Source organism: Bifidobacterium cebidarum, assembly GCF_009193305.1.
Lineage (GTDB): Bacteria > Actinomycetota > Actinomycetes > Actinomycetales > Bifidobacteriaceae > Bifidobacterium > Bifidobacterium cebidarum.
Genome location: NZ_WBVS01000002.1, coordinates 298,234 through 319,128, shown reverse-complemented (window position 1 = coordinate 319,128; position 20,895 = coordinate 298,234). Strand labels below are relative to the sequence as shown.

Genomic DNA, 20,895 nt, shown 5'->3' with positions numbered 1-20,895 from the left:
TTAGTCCTTGTCAGCGGATTCAGCTGGCTCAGAAGGCTCCTCAGCGGATTCGGCCTTGTCGGCCTCATCCTTGTTGGCGTCATTGACCAGAGCTTCGCCCACCTTGCGCTTGAGCTCGGTGTTCAGGGACTTGCCCTGTTCAACGGTCAGCTCGCCCTTCTTGACCAGATCGTCAACGAGGGCGCTGCTCTTCTCGTAACCGGTGGCCAAAGCGCCGATGCCGGCCAACAGAACCTTGCGGACGCCTTCGCCCAAATCGAAATCAGCCATAGTAACCCCTCCTTCGAGGTTCGACGCGGCCTGATGCCTTGTCTCGTATTCACAAGATTAGCGCAACTACACGTCGTTGACGCTAGGCCTTACGGCTGATTTCGTCTAGTGACGCACGTTAGCGCGGCCGGGCGGCGGCGATTTTGCGCGCGTTGTCTGCCACTCGGTCGAGACGAGCCAGTTCGGCAGCCTGATCCTTCGTCTGACTTGCCGTGTCAAACGAACCGTAGCGCCGAGTTGCCGCCGTGGTAATCAGGAAATCCGAGATGGCGGGATTCTTTGGCAGCAGCGAACCATGCATATACGTGCCGATCACGTTGTTGACGCGCGCGCCTTCGGTATGGTCCTTGCCGTTATTGCCCCGGCCTTCGGCATCCACGGTGCCCAGCGGCTGCACGCCGTCACGCAGGAAGGTCTGACCGGAATGGTTCTCGTAGCCAATTACATCGCCGAATTGACTGGAATGTTCCACGAGATTGCCGATCATGCGCACATCCTGGCCCACGGTGTAGGCGCCGATGATGCCGATGCCCTCCAGCCGCGTGCCGTCAACGGTTTCGAAGTATTCACCGAACAGCTGGTAGAGCCCGCAAATCATCAGCATCGGCACGCCATCCGCGGCAAGCCTGCGCAGCAGATCCGCGCGCATGTAGAAATCATCGATGATCTTCTTCTGGCCGGTATCCTGGCCACCGCCGCCCAGGATCATATCCACATGCTCGGGCCAGCCATCACCCTGGTTGTACTGGTGAATCACCGGCTCGTAGCCATAGAGTTCCAGTCTGCGGCGGATGGTCAGCACATTGCCTGAATCGCCATAGATGTTCATGTCTTTCGGATACAGCGACATGATGTCGATCGTCTTGCTCATCGGCCTACTCCTGCATCGCTTACTTCAGTGATTCGCCCGAGTACCGCACGGGTTTTCAGCATGGCGGTATACGTGCAATAGATATGTTTGCGGGTACCGGGATTGGCGTTGACGAACGCGGTGACCGCCTGCTCCGTATCGGTATTCACATGTTCAACCGGCACCTGGTCATAGCCAAGGCGAAGCGCCATATCCCATGCGCGCACGCCGGATACCATGCCGACGCCGGATTGGCGCAGGGAGGTGAAGTCCACGTCCCACAGCCAGCTCATATCGCGGCCGTCGGCGTATTGGTCATTGATGATGATCATCGTGTCCGCATCGGCCGGGCTGAAGCTGGCGAGCGAGAGTCGGAAGCCCATCGGATTCTTGACCAGCAGCAGTTCCACCGGCGAACCGTTGACATTGATGACTTCGCCACGGCCGAATGCCGGAGTGACGCGGGAAACCGCGGCGATGAGCTCGTCGGCGCTTACCGCGCAGGCACGGGCGTTGGCGGCGGCCTTGGATTGTGCGGAGGCGTCGGCCATCACCGCACGCACCACGGCGAGCGCCGCGGCGGCGTTGTAGAGGTTATAGACGCCTTCGAGTTTTACGGCTGTGGAGTAGGTCTGCCCGTCCATGCCAAATGTGGCTTCATGATCGCCGACCGCGGTGAGCGTTACGTCCGCCGGCAATGCATGTTTCCGACCCGCCGGCACGGCGTCCGCGATCACCGATGCATGGTTGGCGGCAGCGCTTCCAACTGCTACGGCATTGCCCTCGACCGACACCGTGGTGGCCATGTCATCATCGGAGGGGAAGTAATGCTTGAGATTCTCGGCCAAGCCGAAGTACTTGACCTGCGTATCTGCCGGAACCTTGGCGGCGAGCGCGGCGATACGCGGATCCTCGCGGTTCAGGACCACGGTTCCGGTAGTCGTTTCAGCCACATGGCTCAACAGTTTGGCGGTGGTGTCGATCTCACCGAAGCGATCAAGCTGGTCGCGCATCACATTGAGCAGCAGCGCGTATCGCGGCTTGACCTGTTTCACGAAATGCACCGCGTAGGCTTCGTCAAGCTCGAGCACGGCGATATCCGCATCCAATCTGCCGCTCAGGCTGACCTCATTGAGTAGCGCGGAGACCACACCACGCACGAAATTCGAACCGGTTGGGTTGGTGAATACCTTGAGGCCCAGGTCGGACAGCATGGAGGCCACCATGCGCGTGGTGGTGGTTTTGCCGTTCGTGCCGGAAACCAGCACCACGCCATAGGGCAGTTGCGCGAGCGTGCGGGTCAGGAACCCTGGGTCGATGGTTTCCATGATTTTGCCGGGAAATGCCGAGCCGCCGTGTTTGGTAATACGGGACGCAGCGCGGACCAGTTTCCCGATGGCCGGTGTTGCGAACATCATCACACCCCCTGATTGGCGTTGTAATCCTGCGGCATGTCCTTGAATTTGGACGTGGCGCCGAGGAAGGCAAGGTGGAACGTTTCGGTCGGACCGTTACGATGCTTGGCCATGATGATGTCGGCCTCGCCCGGACGGTCTTCTTTGTCATAGAAATCCGGGCGGTGTACGAGGAACACCACGTCGGCATCCTGCTCGATGGAGCCGGATTCACGTAGGTCGGAGAGCTGCGGCTTCTTGTCGTTGCGCATTTCCGGACCACGGTTCAGCTGGGAGAGCGCCACCACCGGCACTTCCAATTCCTTGGCCAAGAGCTTCAGCGCACGGGAGAATTCGGACACCTCCTGCTGGCGGGATTCCACGGCTTTGCCGGAGGTCATCAGCTGCAGGTAGTCGATGACCACAAGTTTCAGGTCATTCGTCTGCTTCAGGCGGCGGCATTTCGCGCGAATCTCCATGAGGCTCATGTTCGGGCTGTCGTCGATGAACAGTGGCGCATTCTGCATCTTGGTCCAGAACTGGTTCAACGTGTTCCAACGTTCCGGCGTGATGTCGTCCGCGCGCCGCAAAGCGGCCATAGGGATATTGGTTTCGGCGGAGATGATGCGCTGGGCGAGCTCCACCTTGCTCATCTCGAGGCTGAACACCACGGACGTCATGTTGTGATGCAGTGCGGCGGCTCGCGCGAAATCAATGCCCAACGTGGATTTGCCCATAGCCGGGCGGCCTGCGACGACGACCATCTGGCCGGGCTGCAAACCCTGCGTCACGTCGTCGATGTCACGGAATCCGGTAGGCACACCCTTGTTCACCAGGCCTTGCTGCAGTTTGTCCAACTGATCCAAGGCGTCGTGCACCACCGGACCGATGGCGGTGTAGTCCTGACGCACCTTGCCCATCGACATCTCATAGATTTCGGACTGGGCCAGATTCACCACATCCTCGGCCTGCGAGCCTTCAGCCGAATAACCGAGCTGCGCGATTTTGGTACCGGCCGCAATCACATTGCGCAAAATTGCGCGCTGATGCACGATTTCGGCGTAATACATGGCGTTGGCGGCGGTCGGCACCGAGGCCACCAGACTATGCAGATAGTCTGCGCCGCCTACTTTTTCAAGGTTGCCGTCGGCAAGCAGCTGGTTGGCCACCAGCACCACATCCACCGGCTGGCTTGCGGAGAACAGATCGATGATGGCGGTGTAGATCGTCTGATGCTTGGGCTGATAGAAATCGGTGACGTCGATGGTCTGCGAGACCTCGCCGATGGCGTCCTTGCTCATCAGCATGCCGCCGAGCACGGCCATTTCCGCGTCGTCATCATGGGGCGGCACACGATCGAAGATCGGGTCGCCCGCCGCGCCTGACTGTGCGCCGCCCGATGCGCGGCCGCTGCCGCCCGCGTAGCTCTGATATGTAGTGTCGCTTCCTTCTGCCATAGCTCACCAGTATAGAAGGCGGCCTGCGCGCGTCATTGAATGGACCGAATACCGCCGGGATCCATCGGATTCGGCTACGTTGCTCAAACCGGCGCTATGTATGCGGCAGAACCGTCCCACCGCGTACTTAGCGCCGTTTCAGGTGTCCGACCCGGCGCTAAGTACGCGTACCGTTCGTCGCCCCGCATACTTAGCGCCGGTTTATGCTCCATGGAATCAAAAATGCCCCCACATCTGACCGCATCATTAACGCTACGTTCACCTACAAGTGAGCTAGACGACACGCAGAAGACGCAAATGTGGATAGAAAAATAAGTTATCCACATTTTGGGGATAACTTGGTGGATAATCCACTGAGTTATCCACATACGGGGGATAACTTGGTGGATAGTCTGGGGATAACCTTGTAGGGTGAAGGAGGCGGGTTGCGCAACGTAGTTAAGCATGATATGCAAGCGGACGTGCACGCAGAAAAGAACACGACGAACACTGCGCATCGCCTTCACCATGGTTCTGACGGATCCGCGAATAGCGAGCACGGCGCAAACGTTGGCAATGACTTCAAAGGAGACACGGCGAACGGCTCAGCCGGCACCAGCAGCCGCGTCACAAACCGCCATATTCTGAGCCTGGCGTTGCCCACCTTTGGCCAGCTCATCGCCGAGCCCACCTTCATTCTTATCGACACCGCCATCGTCGGGCATATTGGAGACGCCGCGCTCGCCGGTCTCTCCATCGGCTCCACCATTATTCTGACGGCTGTTGGGCTGTGCATCTTTCTGGCGTATTCCACCACCGCGCAGGTCGCTCATCTGCTGGGCGCCGGCAAGCGGCGCGAAGGATTGCAAGCCGGCATTGACGGATTGTGGCTGGCCTTGGGCATTGGCCTGGTACTTGGTATTGCGCTCTTCGCGACTGCCGAACCGCTGTGCCGTGCGCTTGGAGGGCAAGGCGAGGTGCTGCATCAGGCCGCGCTCTATACGCGTGCGGTGGTGCTGGGAGCACCGGGCATGCTGCTGGTGTACGCGGCGAATGGTGTTTTCCGCGGGCTGCAGAAGGTGCGCATCACGCTGATTGCGGCGGTCAGCGGCGCCATAGTGAACACCGTGCTGGAAGTGCTGTTCGTTCTGGTGTTCCGCTGGGGTATCGTCGGTTCAGGCGCGGCCACATTGATCGCGCAATGGTATATGGGCGTATTCCTTGTTGTCCCCGCGATCCTGTGGGCACGAGCTGATGGCGCGAGCTTGCGACCACGTTTGAGCGGCATTGCGGCCGCCGGCGGCGATGGCATCCCGCTATTCATCCGCACGCTGGCGATTCGTGCCGCCATGGTGGTCACCGTGGCAAGCGCCGCACGCATGGGCGCTGCGGTTCTGGCGGGATTCCAAGCAGTGAATTCAAGCTGGAATTTCGCCATGAACATGTTGGATTCGGTCGGCATCGCCGGTCAGGCTTTGGTGGCCACCGCGTTGGGCGCCGGCAGACGCACACGCGCCCGGGAACTCACGCGCGCCACCGGCCGCATGGGTGCGTTCACCGGCCTGGCCATCGGCCTGTGTTTCGCCGTTATCGGCTTGTTTGCCGGGCACTTCTTCTCCCCCACGCCGCATATCCAGATACTGATTGCCGCCGGCATGGTGACCATGGGATTGTTCTTCCCATTGCAAGGCTGGATGATGGCTATCGATGGCATTCTGATCGGCGCGCGAGATTACCGCTATCTGGCCCTCACCTGCACGTTGACCGCTGTGGCGTATATCGCAATGATCATCCCGCTTGCGAACTATGCCGAATCTCAAGTGGCGAGCGACATCGCGCGCACCATACTGCTGTGGGCGGCGTTCAATGTGATGCTGATGGGCGGGCGCGGCCTGTTCAACGGGTTGCGCGTTCGTTCGGATGCGTGGATGCGGTAAGGCCGCTACATCGCGGAGCGAACGGCGGAATACATGGTGTGCACGATCTGTTCGCGCCACTTGGACCAGCCGTATTTCTTGGTGATTGACTCACCGGCAGTGGCTCCGAGCGAGGAACCGTCCGCGCGCGTGAGGTCGTACAACATATCAAGCAGTTGCTTGTCATGATGCAGCCGGTCGGCAAGATCAGCGGTAACGGCCGGATCATTCGGATCCTTGCCGGTGGCGAATTCAGACAGCGTCAAATGTTCGCGCACGAGCACGGTCGCCCAATCGATGATCTGCTGCGGGTATCCCATACGTTTCAAAATCACCGGCACATGGCGCGCTCCCTCGGCGGCATGATCGCGCACGAACGCGCGCTTGCCGATGTCGTGGGTGATGGCCGCGAGCAGCAGCGCCTGATAATGCTCATCATCGTAACGGCCACCGGAGGGGGTGTCGCGCGTGATGCGCGAAGTGACCTCCACCATATGGCGGTCGATGGTGTATCGGTGCGCAGCCGATGCGGACGGACGGTTGCGGATGCCCAGCCATTCCGGCATCCATCGGCCGGGAATGTCCACGAAATCGATGCTTTCCCACACATCCATGAGTTCCGGCCCGCAAGCCAGCAGACGCACGAACAGCTCGCGAGACTCATCATCCCACTGGTTATCTCGAATCGGGCATTTCTTCAGATTCGTCAGCGTAGACGGATTAATCGGCAGGCTGAATTCGCCGGACGCCACCGCTATGCGAAGCGCCAGCTTGGCATCATGAGCAGGGTCCACGCCAGGCGCCAACACCAGCTCGCCTTCATGCTTGGCGATGCCCGGAGCCACGATATCGAACTGCGGAGCCTCGCGCTTGCCGCCTGCGCGCTGCGAGAACATTTGGAAGAATGCGAAACGGGGCTTTTCGTGGGTCAGCGAATGTTCGGCGCGCGAAGCCGTGGAGTCAAGCGCAAAGGAAATACGGCGGCCCAAACGGGCGAGCATCGTCTGCAAATCATCAATCGAGTAGGCCGCGCGCTCCTCTTCCGGCCATGTGGGGTCGGCCAAGCCAAGCATTGCCGCGACCTTGGCCTGATACGGGGTCAGCAGCAGATTCGTATCCTTGCCGGCCACCAAGTGGATGCAGTCGCGCACGTCGAGCAGGCGTTCCACGGCCTCGTCATAGCTGCCGTGCGGACGGTCGGCCAGCCAGGAGGTGGCGAGCGCGGAAATCAACACCGAGTCGCGCAGACCACCGCGAGCCTCCTTGATATCCGGCTGGTTCACATACTGCAATCGCGCAAATTCATCCAACCTGGATTTGGCGGAGTCCAACAGCTCCGGCAGACGTTTGCGCGCGGCTTTGCGCCAACGTTCAAGAATGGAGGCGGCCGTGGCGCGAATCAGTTCGGTGTCACCGGCAATCGGCTTCACATCGAGCCATCCCATGGCCGCGGGCAGATCATGGTCGGTGACCTCCTCGCACTGGGCGCGCGTGCGAATGGAATGGTCGAGGTCGAGTCCGCTATCCCACAACGGATACCAAAGCTTATTGGCAAGCTCATTGAGCTGCTGGTCGTTGACCGCGCGCGGCTCGTAGATAATGACCAGATCCAGGTCCGAGCTGGGGCCGATCTGCCCACGAGCCAGGGAACCAACCGCAGCGAAGCCGATGCCGGAATCAGGTACGGTGAACGAAACGGCCTCACAGGCTTCATCCCACAACTTCGTCAAGCACTGCATGGCCAGTTCGGTGCGGGCCTTGCGCTTCACCGTGCCGTTGCGATAGACACCATCCGCATCCGGTTGGCTCATCTCCATGAATCGCTGTTTCAAACCATCTACTGCCGATGTCATTGCCCCAGATCTTTCATCATGTAGAAAATGTAAAAAAGTCCCCGCACGGCGACAAACGCAACGTGCGGGGACCTGTCTTATTTCATAGCCCGAACCTCATAGGAGGAGGAATCGGACGATTCATCAGATCGCGGCGGAACCGGTCTCGCCGGTACGCACGCGGGTCACGGAGTCAAGCGGGGCGACCCACACCTTGCCGTCACCGATGGTGCCGGAGCCGGCGGACTTGACGATCACGCCGACCAGCGTCTCGGCGTCGGCGTCATCGGCCAGGACCTCGATGCGAATCTTCGGGATCAGGTCCACGGTGTATTCAGCGCCGCGGTAGACCTCGGTGTGGCCGCGCTGGCGGCCGTAGCCGTTAGCCTCGGACACAGTTAGACCGTGCACGCCGGCGGCTGCGAGAGCCTCCTTGACGTCGTCGAGCTTATGGGGCTGGATGATAGCGGTGATTAGCTTCATCTCACTTCACCTCCTTGAGAACGGAGCTGGCAGTACCAGCAAAATCGTAAGCACGTTCGCCCTGGTCGGCAAGGTCGATACCGCCGACTTCCTGAGCTTCGGTGACGCGCCAGCCGATGGTCTTCTCAAGAGCGAAGGCGATGATGGCGGTAATCACTGCGGAGTAGAGGATGGCGACGAGGGCGATGATGAGCTGAACGACGAGCTGCTTCCAGTCGCCACCAGCCAGCAGGCCGGTGCCCTCACCGAAGAAGCCGATGAGCAGGGTGCCGGTGAAACCACCAACGCCGTGGACGCCGACGACGTCGAGGGAGTCGTCGTAGCCGAACTTGAACTTCAGGCCGCAGGCGAGGCAGGTCAGGATGCCGACGATGGCGCCGAGCACGATGGCCCACAGCGGGGAGACCACATCGGCGGCCGGGGTGATGCCGACCAGGCCGGCGACCATACCGGAGGCAGCGCCCATGGCGGTGTAGTGACCGGAACGAATCTTTTCAGTGAAGCCCCAGGAGAGCATTGCGGCGGCGGTTGCAGCGGAGGTGGAGACCCAGGCGTAGCCGGCGGTGCCGTTGGCGGCGAAGGCGGAACCTGCGTTGAAGCCGAACCAGCCGAACCACAGCAGGAATGCGCCGAGCATCACGAACGGAACGTTGTGCGGACGGAACGGCTGGGTGCCGAAGCCCTTACGCTTGCCGATGATCAGCACGATGATCAGGGCGGCGACTGCAGCGTTGATGTGGACGACCGTACCACCTGCGAAATCATGGGCGGTTGCGCCGATGGCCTTGGAGATCGCGCCATCACCGGAGAGCAGACCACCGTTCCAGACCATGTGGGCCATAGGAGCGTAATCGAAGGTGATCCACAGGGCAACGAAGATCATCCAGGTGCTGTACTTGACGCGCTCGGCGATAGCGCCGCAGATCAGGCCGACGGTGATCATGGCGAAGGCCACCTGGAAGGCAACGTCAACGGAAACCGGGTAGTTGTTGGAGTTCAGACCGGTGGTAGTGAACACACCATCCTGGGCGACCATGGAGTCCTTCAGCAGGAATCCGCTGGCCGGATCGCCGAAGATACCGCCGATATCGTTGCCGGCGTAGGCGATGGACCAGCCCCACAGGGTCCAGATAATCATGGTGACCGACAGTGCGGCCGCCTCAAGCATCAACATGTTCAGAACGGCCTTGGCACGAACCATACCGCCGTAGAAGAACGCCACACCAGGCGTCATGAGGAAAACCAAGGACGCGGATGTGAGGATCCATGCGGTATTTCCGGAATCAAGCGCTCCCATGTCTACCTCCCTCTCTCTTTCGTTCATGGCGTCGAGGGTTCGGAAAATCTCGAAGCCCCGGCGTCTAGTTCCAATTAATGCCGTCCCCCTTGTGGGGGCTAACAGTTCGTCAGTAAAAGCCGGCCACGTTTTCATTTCGTTACATCAAGTTACGCGATTGTTAAGCGCCAAGGCCTGCGCATGGCGCTTCATAGAGGTGGATTTCGGCTTGATTCCAATGGATACGGCAGGGACCCGAACTATGTTTCGAACATAATTCGGGGCCCTGTTTGTGTGGTTTGCGGTGTTTCACACGTTCATAACGTGGACGCTTCGCGCCGATCCCCATATACGTTGACTGTAGGTTTTTGAACAGAAAACGTTCAAAAACCTACAGTCAACGTATATGAAAGACGCTAGGCGAGGATGCCGTCCACGAAACCTTCCGGATCGAACGGCGCCAGATCGTCCGGGCCTTCGCCAAGGCCCACGAGCTTGACCGGCACGCCGAGCTCCTTCTGCACGCTGATCACGATGCCGCCCTTGGCGGAGCCGTCCAGCTTGGAGAGCACCACGCCGGTGATGCCGATGGCTTCGGCGAACACCTTGGCCTGGGCCATGCCGTTCTGGCCGGTGGTGGCGTCGAGCACCAACAGCACTTCGCCCACCGGCAGCTGCTTTTCGGTGACACGGCGAATCTTGCCAAGCTCATCCATCAGGTTCGACTTGTTCTGCAGTCGGCCCGCGGTGTCGATGATCAGCACGTCGGCGTTGAGTTCCTTGGCCTTGCCGGCGGCTTCAAACGCCACGGACGCCGGGTCGGCGCCATCCTTGTCCGAGCGAACCACCGGCACGTTGACGCGAGCGCCCCACGTCTCCAGCTGATCGGCGGCGGCGGCACGGAAGGTGTCGGCGGCGCCCATCACCACCTGCTTGCCCTCAGCCACGAACAGTCGGGCGAGCTTGCCTGCGGTGGTGGTCTTGCCGGTGCCGTTCACGCCCACCATGATAATCACGGACGGCTTGTCCGCGCCAGGCTTTTCCGCGTTCAGGCGACGGTCGGTATCGCGGCCCACCAAGTCGAGCAGCTTCTCTTTCAGCGTGGCGCGCACCTCGGCGGGGTCGGCCTTACCGGTGATGCGGGCGTCCGTACGCAAATCATCAACCAACTGTGCGGACGCCTCAGCTCCCACATCAGCGAGCAGCAGCGTATCCTCCACGTCCTCCCAGTCGGCTTCGGAGAGATTGTCTTTGGCGAGAATGTTGAACAAGGCTTTGCCGAACGGATTGCCGGACTTGGCGAGCTTCGCCTTGAGCCTGGTCAAACGGGAGCCCACGGATTCCGGGGATTCCGACTCAGCCGCAGCACTGGGCTGAGCGGCGTCGGCCGGCACAGACGCAGAGGCGGGCTCGGCTGCCGGTTCTGCGGCGGCGGCAGCGACTTCGGCAGTTTCGCTATCTTGCACAGTCGCACTTGGTTCTGATTGCACAGCTGCAGCGGCTTCGGCGGCCAAGCGCGCGTCGGCAGCCGCCTTCGCGTCACGCGTACGCTGATTATCAGGGGCGACCTTGCCCATCGCACGGTCAAGGTCACGCTTGCGGGACTTGGACAGCCATATACTCAGGGCGATCAATGCAACCGCCACAATAATCACGCCAATAATGGCCACAACAGTATTCATTTCCATACCTGCCAGTCTAAATGTGGGCCTTCCCGTATAGTCCGCATCGCCGTACAGCGCCCACGGAACATTGCCGATCATCAGCACCGACTCTCCCACCGACTAAGGTGGTCGGCATGGCACATTCCTCACGTATGACTTCGCTGCAGCGACGAGAACAACTCATCACAGTCGGACGCGCCTTGTTCGCGGCCAAGGGATTCGAGGCAGTGAGCATGGAGGAGATCGCAGCGCATGCCAAGGTTTCCAAGCCGATCGTCTATGAGCATTTCGGCGGCAAAGAGGGTCTGTACGCGGTGATTGTGGACCGTGAGATGCGTGCGCTGATCAACACATTGGCAGCAGCATTGGATGCGCCGACCCTGCATCCACGCCAGATCGTGGAACGTACGGCTTTGGCCCTGCTCACCTATATAGAGGAGAACGCCGAAGGATTCCAAGTGTTGGTACGCGATTCGCCCAGCACCGACCCATCCGGCTCGTTCAGCTCCCTGCTGGGCGATATCTCGATGCGTGTTGAGGATATTCTCTCGGAAGCGTTCAAACGGCAGAAGCTTTCGACCAAGGGCGTGCCATATTACGCGCAGATGCTCGTGGGTATGACCGTGTTCACCGGCCAGTATTGGGCGGATAGGCCGAAGGTCAGCAAGGAGCAGCTGGCGGCCTATATCGTGGATTTGGCCTGGCACGGATTGAGCAGGCTTGATTCCAAGCCACAGCTGCGGTTCGAGGGGGCACGGGCCCAGCGCGAGGCACACCGCGAAGCCCAGCGTGCGGCCCAGCGCGAGGCGCAGCAGCAGCCCCATCTCAGCACGGACTTAGAGCACGGCGGCGATACTGACGATATCGAGAATGCCGGGATGGGCGCTCAGCCGCAGAACGTGAGCGCAGAGCAACAACTTGCGTAACGACTGCGTCATGAGCGCCTGCAAGGTGCTACGGTTTAACAGCACAACGAAAACGAACATATCGAACTATCGATTGCGCGCAATCGATCGACCCATGTGAGGACGTAACGAGTATGGCCAACGCGGTGACAACGGCAAAGACGCTCACGTTTGTGATTCCCGCATACAATATGGAGTCCTATCTTGACCGTTGCGTCAATTCAGTGCTCTCCGCCTCGAATCCCGAGGACATCGAGGTGTTGATCGTGGATGACGGTTCGAAAGACGGCACGTTGGCCTACGCGCAGAAGCTGGAACGCAACAATCCCGGCATCGTGCGCGCCATCCATCAGGAGAACAAGGGCCACGGCGGAGCGGTGAACACCGGCATCGCCGCAGCCACCGGCATGTACGTCAAGGTGGTGGACGCGGATGATTGGGTTGATCCGCAGGCCATCAACACGGTGATGGACACGCTGCGAGCGCAGCGTGACACCACTGAGCCCATCGATATGCTGGTGACCAACTACGTCTACGACAAGGTGGCCAAGCGTCATAAGCACACGGTGAACTTCCGCCATGTGATTCCCGCCGGGCGCGTGCTCGGATGGGATGATCTGGGGCATTTCGGTCTGGCGCAATACATCATCATGCATGCGCTCACCTTCCGTACCCAGGTGGTGCGCGATTCCGGCCTGCAGCTGCCGGAGCACACGTTCTATGTGGATTTCTATTACTCCTACCAGCCGTTCCCGTGGGTCAAGCGCATCCAGTACCTGGATGTGCCGTTCTACCACTACTTCATCGGCCGCGAGGGCCAGAGCGTGCAGACCGATGTGATGATCCGCCGCGTCGACCAGCTGCGCCTGGTGAATCGGCTGATGACCGAGGCCACACCGGAACGCGGCACGGTGCCCGAAGGCCTGTATCGCTACATGATTCACTTCCTGGCCATCGAGTCCTCGGTGACTTCCGTGTTCCTGATTCTTTCGCGAGATAAGGCCAACTACGCCAAGAAGAAGGAACTGTGGGAGGCGATTGACGCGTACTCGCCCGCCATAGGCCATGATGTGCGCGGCAAGCTGATGTCCCGCGCAATCAACCTTCCCGGTTCGGTGGGCCGCTGGATCGTGCGCAACGGCTACACCATCGCCGAGAAGGTCGTCGGTTTCAACTAAGCGCAGGTCGACTCGGCGCTAGTCCGTCCAACGGTCGGACATGGCGAAGCTGTTGTGCATGAGGTTGCTGGCCGTGTAGACCACGTCATTGAGCAGCTTGGTGGTGTGCTTGCGCAAGTATTCAGCCATCTGCTGATTCGCGGACTCCAATGCGGCCTGCACATCGGCGGCATCGGCATCCATATCTTCGAGCGCGATGTCGGTCTGCTCGATCAGCCTGTGTCCGAACGACCGCACACCTTCCGCATACCCTTCGATGGCATTATGCGTTTCGAACCAATGTGCGTCGGCGATTACGGCAATCAGACGGTTCGTCCAGTACAGATTGCTCGTGGAGACTTCCGGCGTGGTGTCCCGCAGGTAACTTGGCGTATCAGCCACATTGGCATAGAACGGCGCAATCGTGGTGAACGGGCCGGAACCAAACGACACCCACAGCACGGCACGGTTGGATTCCGACGCATACGGGCGTAGCTGAATCGCCACCATATGGCCGGTACGGTTCACACCGATAGGGCGATAGCGGTGGCGCGATTCCGCAGTGCCCTTCGTGCCGTACGGGTCGTACGGCGTGCCTTCGAAATGGCTGGAGAGCAGGAAGTCCACGTCCTCCAAGCTCACCTTGTTTTCCGGCACACGGCACCACGGAATATCGTCGGATTCCGGCGTGTACTGCGCAGCCGGTGAATCCCAGTCCTCGCTGGGGTTGAGGTAACGCTGCATATACCAGGCACGTGGCGTGTTATAGATATGGTCCTTCGGCGTGCTCGCACCGAACACCTTGCGCGGGTTGAATCGGTTCGGCAACGCTTCCGCTCGCGCCTTGATGCGCGCGGCCCTGTTGGCTGCCGCCGAATCCGTATCGACCGCAGCCACAACCGAATCGGAGCCGGCAGCACGGCGGGCATGCGAACCGGTGCGGGAGCCGTTACCATGGGCATGACGCCCGCCGATCGCGGAAGGCGCGCCCATCGTGCGGTCAAGATGATGCTCGGCGATGAACTCGCGCAGATCGGCGCTGCACATGTACTCGCGCTGGCGGCCGAACGCATCGGTGAAGCTGAAGTCGTCGATGCCCAGCTGGTTCGGGATTGTGGCGTAGCAGTCATCCGGCACACGACGGGCGATCCAGTGGTGACCGCCGATGGTCTCCACATACCAGATTTCATTCACGTCGGAGATGATCACGCCGTTGGATTCATAGGTGCCATAGGTTTCCAGCAGTTCGCCAAGACGGCGGACGCCCTCACGCGCGGTCCTCACATACGGCAGCACCAAGGTGATGATGTCCTCCTCGCCGATGCCTCCCGGCTGCTCGGGCCGGTAGTCGGCGTCTTCCGGTTCGCCCACGGCGGAGCGCAGTTCGACCATCGGATCGGCGGCAAGCACACGTTCATTGACGGCGATGGTTTCGGTAGCGCTCATCGCCACGTTATACTCGTTCGCGCCGGCCTCGGCCAATACGCCGCGGTTGTGCAAGACATTCGGCGCGATGGTGTAGCGGCAGGGATTATCCGGCAGATCGACGGCAACGTGGCTCAGCACGCTCACATAGTGGCGCGGCTGGTCTTCAGGTGTCACAACAATCAAACGCTTGGGATCGTAGCGGCCGGAGCCGGAATCGTCATCACGGGCGATGATGGTCGAGCCGTCGTAACTTGCGTTCTTACCAATGAGAATCGTGGTGCATGACATGGTGCCCCACTCTAGGAGCCGGAGCGGTCGGTGTCCACATGCGCAACGCCGATTGTGCATTGTCCGGCATTCGCGTGTATCTTAGAAACGTTGCCCCTCTAGCTCAACGGTTAGAGCAGCGTCCTTTTAAGTCGTGGGTTGTGGGTTCGAATCCCACGGGGGGCACAAGTAAACCCTTGGAAACATTGAGTTTCCAAGGGTTTTTGCTTACAAATCCTCGTAGATCAGCAAACTGGCTTGCGCGATCTTATGCCAGCTGGATCCGTCGGTCATAATCACCATCGCATAGTCGCCTTTATCACATCGCACAATCGCCGCGTCATTAAGCAGACTATCCAGGAAGCCGACCTTGTCCTGCACCACGCCGTCCGAGCCGATGCCGGTGGGAATGCCGTCGCGATACACCTGCTCTCCCATCAGTTCGAACAAGTGGTTCGCGGAATCCGCGCTGACAATGGAATTGCTGTAATAGCCTTTCAGCACAGTGGCCAGATCATTGGCGGTTGTGGTCATATCGCCATATCGGAAATTGGTGTTGTTCGCACCGATTTCGTGTGCCTGCTCCGTCAGCGCATCAAAGCCGTAAAGGCTCAGCCACGCCTCCGGGCAATCATTATCCGAATCGACGATCATCGTCGCCATGCAGGAACTCAATGTCATACCGTTAAGCGGACTGTCCCACGTCAAATCGCCTGACTCCACCGCATGAATCATCGAATAAGCCACAAAGAGCTTATAGGTGCTGGCAGAGGTGGTCACCTCATCCGCATTGATCTGCAGCTTGGATTTACCCGTACTCAGGTCATATACGGCCACCGAATACGTAGCATCGCCAAATAGCTGGCTCAGTTTATCCTTCGTGCTTCCTTGGGTGGGCAGCCCTTCGTACAGTTCGAAATTATCCACTTCGGTAATCGAGATGCCAACCGGCGAGTTGCTGCCGCTGGCAAGCATGGATGCCAACGCGCTGGCTGTGTCGTTGGCATCAATCGCACGAGAGGCATAGCCTTTGACCGCGAACAATGATGGCACCGCGCCGTCATCAACGGCTTTCTGCGCCACCTGAAGGGCGACGCCCTGAGATTTCAGCTGCCTAATCAACGTAGAGCTGATGATGGTCACGTCCAACTGGGTGTTATCTTGGTCGTTCGCGGTTGCGCTGACGGCCTTGGCAACGCTACTGGCAGGCAGGCTCCAGCTGCCATCGTCATATGTGAACGTGACGCCGTCACCCAGTGCAGCGTTAATGGTCTTCAGCAATTGCTGAGCCGTATCCATGGAAACAGTCGGCTGCACAATGTTCATCTCAATGGTCGCCGTGGCCAAATCGCCGGCGCCGCTGCTGGCAAAACCGGAGCCTGCGGCTTTGAGAATATCACCGGAGTTGAAGGTGTACCCGACCGAGGGGTCCACCGCCTGCAAGGCGCCGTCGACGAACTTCACCGATGCATTGACCGCATCGGCGTGCGTCTGCCCCTTCGAGGCGCCAAACGCATCAGGCAAGTCATCGGATGTGGTGTTATGCACGAACAGCCACGAGAAAGGGATGACGCGTTGCGCCAACGAATGCCGGGCTGCCGCCTTGGCGCGCGCGTCGTAGTCCACAGTGATTCCAGCTTGTTTCGCAGTAAGCGTCACTGTGGTGGATGTGGTGGAATCAGTAAGCGTCACCGTACGCTGCAATGCACGGGCATTCAATCGTTGCGCCGCACCATGCGCGCTCTGCCCGCCAACCGAATAGCCATCAAGCGTTGCCAACGGGTAGAAACGGTCGGATGGCCACACGAGCTGGAGCACTTCAACCAGTAGAACCAGGCCAAAACAGGCAACCATGACGCGTCGGCGAGTGTACACGCTGCCGGTCAATACGGAGAAGCGGCCAAAACGACGCTTCGCGGGGGTATGTTTGCCATAGTCCGCGGAGTTGAGATCTCTTAATGCCGCATGCACGGCATGCAAGGTTTTCCACATCGATTTCTTGGTGGATGCTGCAGCTTTTGGCTTTCGGCTGTTGTGCTTCATATCCGCTCGGCCAACGGGTTCCGCCATAGTGCGGCGATGTTCGGCACGCTCTGAATCCGGCAAAGCAACATAGTGAGGCGGCGGAAACGAAGGTGGTGTATTAGGCATGCGTGAACTTCATAAATCGCTAACAGATACATTGGAATCAAATAGTGGACACTATTTTTCTCCAAGAGGATGACATGCACATTCATAGACTACGTAGCGAAAAGTACGACATGATTTCGCTGAATATTTACTTATAAACCTGCGCGAAACAACGCCTCACCAGCACATAATCCACACCGCTTTTGTTTATCCATAAATGTATTGCAAATGAAAGCTTCCCAACCGAGCGAGGCGCAATATCAGACAAAGTGCCTCACATCACAATATTTTTCATATCGCTTCTAGCGATACATTCCAGGCGGGGTCTACGCTTAGGAGCTATGAGTGAACTTTCCAACTGGAGCAATCCGCTGCGCGACTCGCGCGATTTGCGTCTGCCCCGTATCGCCGGCCCCTGCAGTCTGGTGATTTTCGGCGTCACCGGTGATCTGGCGCAGAAGAAGTTGCTGCCAGCCGTCTACGACCTCGCCAACCGCGGTCTCCTGCCGCCAAGCTTCGGCCTGACCGGCTTCGCCCGCCGCGACTGGACGCAGGAGCATTTCATCGAATTCGTCAAGGCCGCCGTGCAGGCCCACTGCCGCACGCCGTTCAAGGAATCAACCTGGAAGAATCTGGCCGCCGGCATCCGCTTCGTGCGCGGCACATTCGACGACCCCGAGGCTTTCGAGCGTCTGAGCGCCACCGTGCAGGAGCTCGACCGCGACCGTGGCACGCGCGGCAATCATGCATTCTACATGTCCGTACCACCGCGCGCTTTCCCGATCGTATCCAAGCAACTGGCCGCTTCCGGCCTGTCCCGTTCCTCCGAAGGTGCCTGGCGCCGCGTGATCATCGAGAAGCCGTTCGGACATGATCTGGCCAGCGCCAAGGAACTCGACCACGTGGTCTCCGAAGTGTTCGACCCGAGCTCGGTGTTCCGCATCGACCACTACCTCGGCAAGGAAACCGTGCAGAACCTTCTGGCCCTGCGCTTCGCCAACGCCATGTATGAGCCGATCTGGAACGCGAACTATGTGGACCACGTGCAGATCACTATGGCCGAGGACATCGGCATCGGCGGCCGCGCCGGCTACTACGACGGCATCGGTGCCGCACGAGACGTGATTCAGAACCACCTGCTGCAGCTGATGGCTCTGACCGCCATGGAGGAGCCGGTGAGCTTCACCGCCAAGGATCTGACCGCGGAGAAGACCAAGGTGCTTTCCGCCGTGCGTCTGCCGAAGGATCTGTCGCTGCACACCGCCCGTGGCCAGTACGCCAAGGGCTGGCAGGGCTCGCATGAGGTGGTCGGCTACTTGGAGGAAAAGGGCATCGACCCGGCTTCCACCACCGAGACTTACGCCGCAATCGAGCTGAATATCGATACCCGCCGCTGGGCTGGCGTACCGTTCTACCTGCGCACCGGCAAGCGCCTGGGCAAGCGTGTGACCGAAATCGCCGTGGTGTTCAAGCGTGCCCCGCATCTGCCGTTCGAGCAGACCGCCGTGCGCGAACTCGGCAAGAACGCCATCGTGATTCGCGTACAGCCGGATGAGGGCGTGACCATGCGCTTCGGAGCCAAGGTGCCGGGCGGTACCACGATGGAGGTCCGTGACGTGAACATGGACTTCAGCTACGGCCGCTCCTTTACCGAGAACTCGCCAGAGGCCTACGAGCGCCTCATTCTTGACGTGCTGCTCGGCGATCCGCCGCTGTTCCCGACCACCGAAGAAGTGAACCTGAGCTGGGAGATCCTCGATCCGATTGAGGAGTTCTGGTCCACGCTCGGCCAACCGCAGCCTTACCGTTCTGGTACTTGGGGGCCGGCCGAGGCCGATGAGATGCTGGCGCGCGAAGGCCGCCACTGGAGGATGCCATGATCATCGATCTGCCAAATACGCGCACGCGCGAAATCGCCCATAAAATTGAGCAGCTGCACGAGGAGCGCGGCGAATCCGCCACGGGCCGCGTGCTGACCCTGCTGATTTCCGCGGATGATAGCGAACTCGAGCATGCGCTGGAAGTCGCCAATGCAGCCAGCCGTGAGCATCCGTGCCGTGTGATCGCGATTGTGCCGGATACTGCATACCAGGCTGACGCTTCGGCCGATGCCGGCGCAAAGGCCATGGAGAAGACCGATAATCCGGCCGTCGATCTGACCGACGGACCGGCCGAGTCCAATCTCAATGCCCAGGTACGCTTCGGCGCCGACGCCGGCGCCGGCGAAATCATCATCCTGCGCCCACGCGGTGGCCTGATCAACCACCCGGACACCTTGGTGATTCCGCTGTTGGTACCGGATGTGCCGGTGGTGGCATGGTGGCCGACGAACCCGCCGTCCAATCCTTCCAAGGATCTGATGGGCGCCATGGCCCGCAGCCGCATCACCGATGCAATGCGCTCCAACAATCCTGAAGCCACGATCGAGCGTCTGCGCCGCAACTGGACGCCGGAGGACATCGACCTGTCGTGGACTCGTTTGACCGTCTGGCGCGCAATGCTGGCCTCCATGCTCGACCAGCCGCCGCATCTGCCAGTCACCGCAGTGAAGGTGACCGGTCCGAAGGAGTTCCTGCCGATGGACCTGCTGTGCGCATGGTTGCGGTTGAAGCTCAGCGTGAATGTCGACGTGGAGTATGTGGACGATGCCGAAGCCGTGACCGGTGTGTACTTGACGCGTGCGGATGGCGTGGTGTCGTTGGAGCGACCGCATGAGGATCAGGCTCTGATCTCCATGCCCGGTCAGACTCCACAGGCCATCTCCGTGCCGGTGCGCACCATCGAGGACTGCCTGACCGAGGAGCTGCGCCGCATCGATCCGGATGAGGTGTATGCCGAAGTCATCAACAAGGGTTGGGACTTGATTCGTCACTAAGGCCCTATCGCTTCCCTCAGCCAGTTATTCTTGGCTGAGGGAAGTTTTTTATATTGAAGGAATCATTGTTATGGCAAATCGCGCACTTATCGTGTATCCCAATAAAGATCTGATGCTGCAGGCGGGCGCACAACGTTTGGCGCTGGCACTGTTGGACGCATTGGACGAACGATTGGCTGATGGCAGCCGCCGCGCACGCGTGGACGTGGCGCTCTCCGGAGGCTCGGCAGCACAACCGCTGGGTTTGGTGCTTTCTAACCCGTTGGCCGAATCGATTGATTGGCGCCGTGTGCACTTCTGGTTCAGCGATGAACGCTTCGTGCCGGCTTACGACACTGACCGCAATGCGCTAGAGGCTCGCCGTCTGCTGCTCGATCAGTTGGTTGCTGAGGGGAAGCTTCCGGAAGCGAACATCCATGAGATGCCTGCGGATACCCGTTCCGCGGATGAGATCGCCACTGTTATGGCGAATGTGGAAAGCACGGACGCCGCGGTACGTGATGCGGCTGATACCGATAATGCAACATTGCTGGATGCCGCCGCTCGCGAATATGAGCAGGAGCTTATTCGTGAAATGGGTCCGGAGCCGGTGTTCGACTTGATGATTCTGGGCATGGGACCGGATGGTCATTACGCCTCGCTGTTCCCCGCGTCCTCCGGCCACCACGAAGTGGATGTGACCGACCGCCTGACCGTGAGTGTGAGCCACTCCCCCAAGATGCCGCCGCTGCGTATTTCCCTGACTGCGCCTTTGATTGCCCGCTCTCGCCACACATGGTTCTTCGCGGCCGGTGCCGGCAAGGCCGATTCGCTGGCACATGTGTTCGCGCAGCCTAATAACCCGGAGTACCCGTCCTCCTACGCCGGTGGCACCGAGGAATTCGTCTGGTTCTCGACGGAAGAAACCGTGGTGAAGCTGTAGGTAAGTAACGGATCAAAACCGCACTGACAACGAAAAACGTCTCGGAAAACGTACGCTGACTGTCGCTTAGCGTACGTTTTCCGAGGTGAT

General features: G+C 59.8%; 16 protein-coding genes and 1 tRNA gene. 7 read left to right on the top strand and 10 right to left on the bottom strand.

Features of this window, described 5'->3' with window-relative positions:
* The 4 genes from F7D08_RS03540 to dnaB form a co-directional block, all read right to left on the bottom strand.
* Nucleotides 1-270, bottom strand: coding sequence for a hypothetical protein (locus F7D08_RS03540; protein WP_152209292.1), 270 nt, complete (start codon nucleotides 268-270; stop codon nucleotides 1-3).
* A gap of 118 nt (nucleotides 271-388) precedes the next feature.
* Nucleotides 389-1,141 (bottom strand): type 1 glutamine amidotransferase, encoded by a 753-nt coding sequence (locus F7D08_RS03535; protein WP_152209291.1) that lies wholly within the window; start codon nucleotides 1,139-1,141, stop codon nucleotides 389-391.
* Nucleotides 1,138-2,538: a Mur ligase family protein gene (locus F7D08_RS03530; RefSeq protein ID WP_404979646.1), complete on the bottom strand. Its 1,401-nt coding sequence runs from the start codon at nucleotides 2,536-2,538 to the stop codon at nucleotides 1,138-1,140. Before F7D08_RS03530 ends, F7D08_RS03535 begins: the two co-directional genes overlap by 4 nt.
* A complete protein-coding gene (gene dnaB / locus F7D08_RS03525; protein ID WP_193316175.1) occupies nucleotides 2,538-3,971 on the bottom strand; it encodes a replicative DNA helicase in 1,434 nt (477 codons plus the stop codon). The genes F7D08_RS03530 and dnaB overlap by 1 nt, the downstream gene beginning before the upstream one ends.
* A gap of 425 nt (nucleotides 3,972-4,396) precedes the next feature.
* On the opposite strand from dnaB, the gene F7D08_RS03520 reads away from it, so the two are divergent.
* The gene (locus F7D08_RS03520) at nucleotides 4,397-5,887 is read left to right on the top strand and encodes an MATE family efflux transporter (protein ID WP_226803300.1); all 1,491 of its coding nucleotides are present in this window, start codon (nucleotides 4,397-4,399) and stop codon (nucleotides 5,885-5,887) included.
* Nucleotides 5,888-5,892: 5 nt separating this feature from the next.
* Here the strand turns inward: F7D08_RS03520 and F7D08_RS03515 are convergent, their stop codons facing one another.
* From F7D08_RS03515 to ftsY, 4 genes are all read right to left on the bottom strand, one after another.
* Nucleotides 5,893-7,719, bottom strand: a complete 1,827-nt coding sequence (locus F7D08_RS03515) for a [protein-PII] uridylyltransferase family protein (RefSeq protein ID WP_152209290.1) — start codon at nucleotides 7,717-7,719, stop codon at nucleotides 5,893-5,895.
* 123 nt (nucleotides 7,720-7,842) lie between these two features.
* On the bottom strand, nucleotides 7,843-8,181 hold the full coding sequence (locus F7D08_RS03510) for a P-II family nitrogen regulator (protein WP_003828096.1): 339 nt from the start codon (nucleotides 8,179-8,181) through the stop codon (nucleotides 7,843-7,845).
* Nucleotide 8,182: 1 nt separating this feature from the next.
* The gene (locus F7D08_RS03505) at nucleotides 8,183-9,478 is read right to left on the bottom strand and encodes an ammonium transporter (protein WP_152209289.1); all 1,296 of its coding nucleotides are present in this window, start codon (nucleotides 9,476-9,478) and stop codon (nucleotides 8,183-8,185) included.
* A 395-nt stretch (nucleotides 9,479-9,873) separates the two neighbouring features.
* The gene (ftsY, locus tag F7D08_RS03500; protein ID WP_152209288.1) at nucleotides 9,874-11,145 is read right to left on the bottom strand and encodes a signal recognition particle-docking protein FtsY; all 1,272 of its coding nucleotides are present in this window, start codon (nucleotides 11,143-11,145) and stop codon (nucleotides 9,874-9,876) included.
* Between the two features lie 128 nt (nucleotides 11,146-11,273).
* On the opposite strand from ftsY, the gene F7D08_RS03495 reads away from it, so the two are divergent.
* Nucleotides 11,274-12,047 carry a TetR/AcrR family transcriptional regulator gene (locus F7D08_RS03495; RefSeq protein WP_404979649.1) on the top strand — a complete coding sequence of 258 codons (774 nt, stop codon included), beginning with the start codon at nucleotides 11,274-11,276 and terminating at the stop codon, nucleotides 12,045-12,047.
* A gap of 113 nt (nucleotides 12,048-12,160) precedes the next feature.
* Nucleotides 12,161-13,204, top strand: a complete 1,044-nt coding sequence (locus F7D08_RS03490; RefSeq protein WP_152209286.1) for a glycosyltransferase family 2 protein — start codon at nucleotides 12,161-12,163, stop codon at nucleotides 13,202-13,204.
* A gap of 18 nt (nucleotides 13,205-13,222) precedes the next feature.
* Here the strand turns inward: F7D08_RS03490 and F7D08_RS03485 are convergent, their stop codons facing one another.
* On the bottom strand, nucleotides 13,223-14,899 hold the full coding sequence (locus tag F7D08_RS03485) for a C69 family dipeptidase (RefSeq protein ID WP_152209285.1): 1,677 nt from the start codon (nucleotides 14,897-14,899) through the stop codon (nucleotides 13,223-13,225).
* 92 nt (nucleotides 14,900-14,991) lie between these two features.
* On the opposite strand from F7D08_RS03485, the gene F7D08_RS03480 reads away from it, so the two are divergent.
* Nucleotides 14,992-15,064: transfer RNA gene (locus F7D08_RS03480), tRNA-Lys, on the top strand.
* A gap of 42 nt (nucleotides 15,065-15,106) precedes the next feature.
* On the opposite strand, the gene F7D08_RS03475 is transcribed toward F7D08_RS03480, so the two are convergent.
* Nucleotides 15,107-16,948 (bottom strand): serine hydrolase, encoded by a 1,842-nt coding sequence (locus F7D08_RS03475; protein ID WP_226803298.1) that lies wholly within the window; start codon nucleotides 16,946-16,948, stop codon nucleotides 15,107-15,109.
* A 401-nt stretch (nucleotides 16,949-17,349) separates the two neighbouring features.
* On the opposite strand from F7D08_RS03475, the gene zwf reads away from it, so the two are divergent.
* The 3 genes from zwf to pgl all read left to right on the top strand — a co-directional run bounded on the left by zwf (nucleotide 17,350) and on the right by pgl (nucleotide 20,805).
* Entirely contained in the window at nucleotides 17,350-18,888 is a 1,539-nt protein-coding gene (gene zwf, locus F7D08_RS03470; RefSeq protein WP_152209284.1) for a glucose-6-phosphate dehydrogenase, read from the top strand.
* A complete protein-coding gene (locus F7D08_RS03465) occupies nucleotides 18,885-19,883 on the top strand; it encodes a glucose-6-phosphate dehydrogenase assembly protein OpcA (RefSeq protein ID WP_152209283.1) in 999 nt (332 codons plus the stop codon). The genes zwf and F7D08_RS03465 overlap by 4 nt, the downstream gene beginning before the upstream one ends.
* 70 nt (nucleotides 19,884-19,953) lie before the next feature.
* Nucleotides 19,954-20,805, top strand: a complete 852-nt coding sequence (gene pgl, locus F7D08_RS03460) for a 6-phosphogluconolactonase (RefSeq protein WP_152209282.1) — start codon at nucleotides 19,954-19,956, stop codon at nucleotides 20,803-20,805.
* The last annotated feature ends 90 nt before the right edge of the window (nucleotides 20,806-20,895 follow it).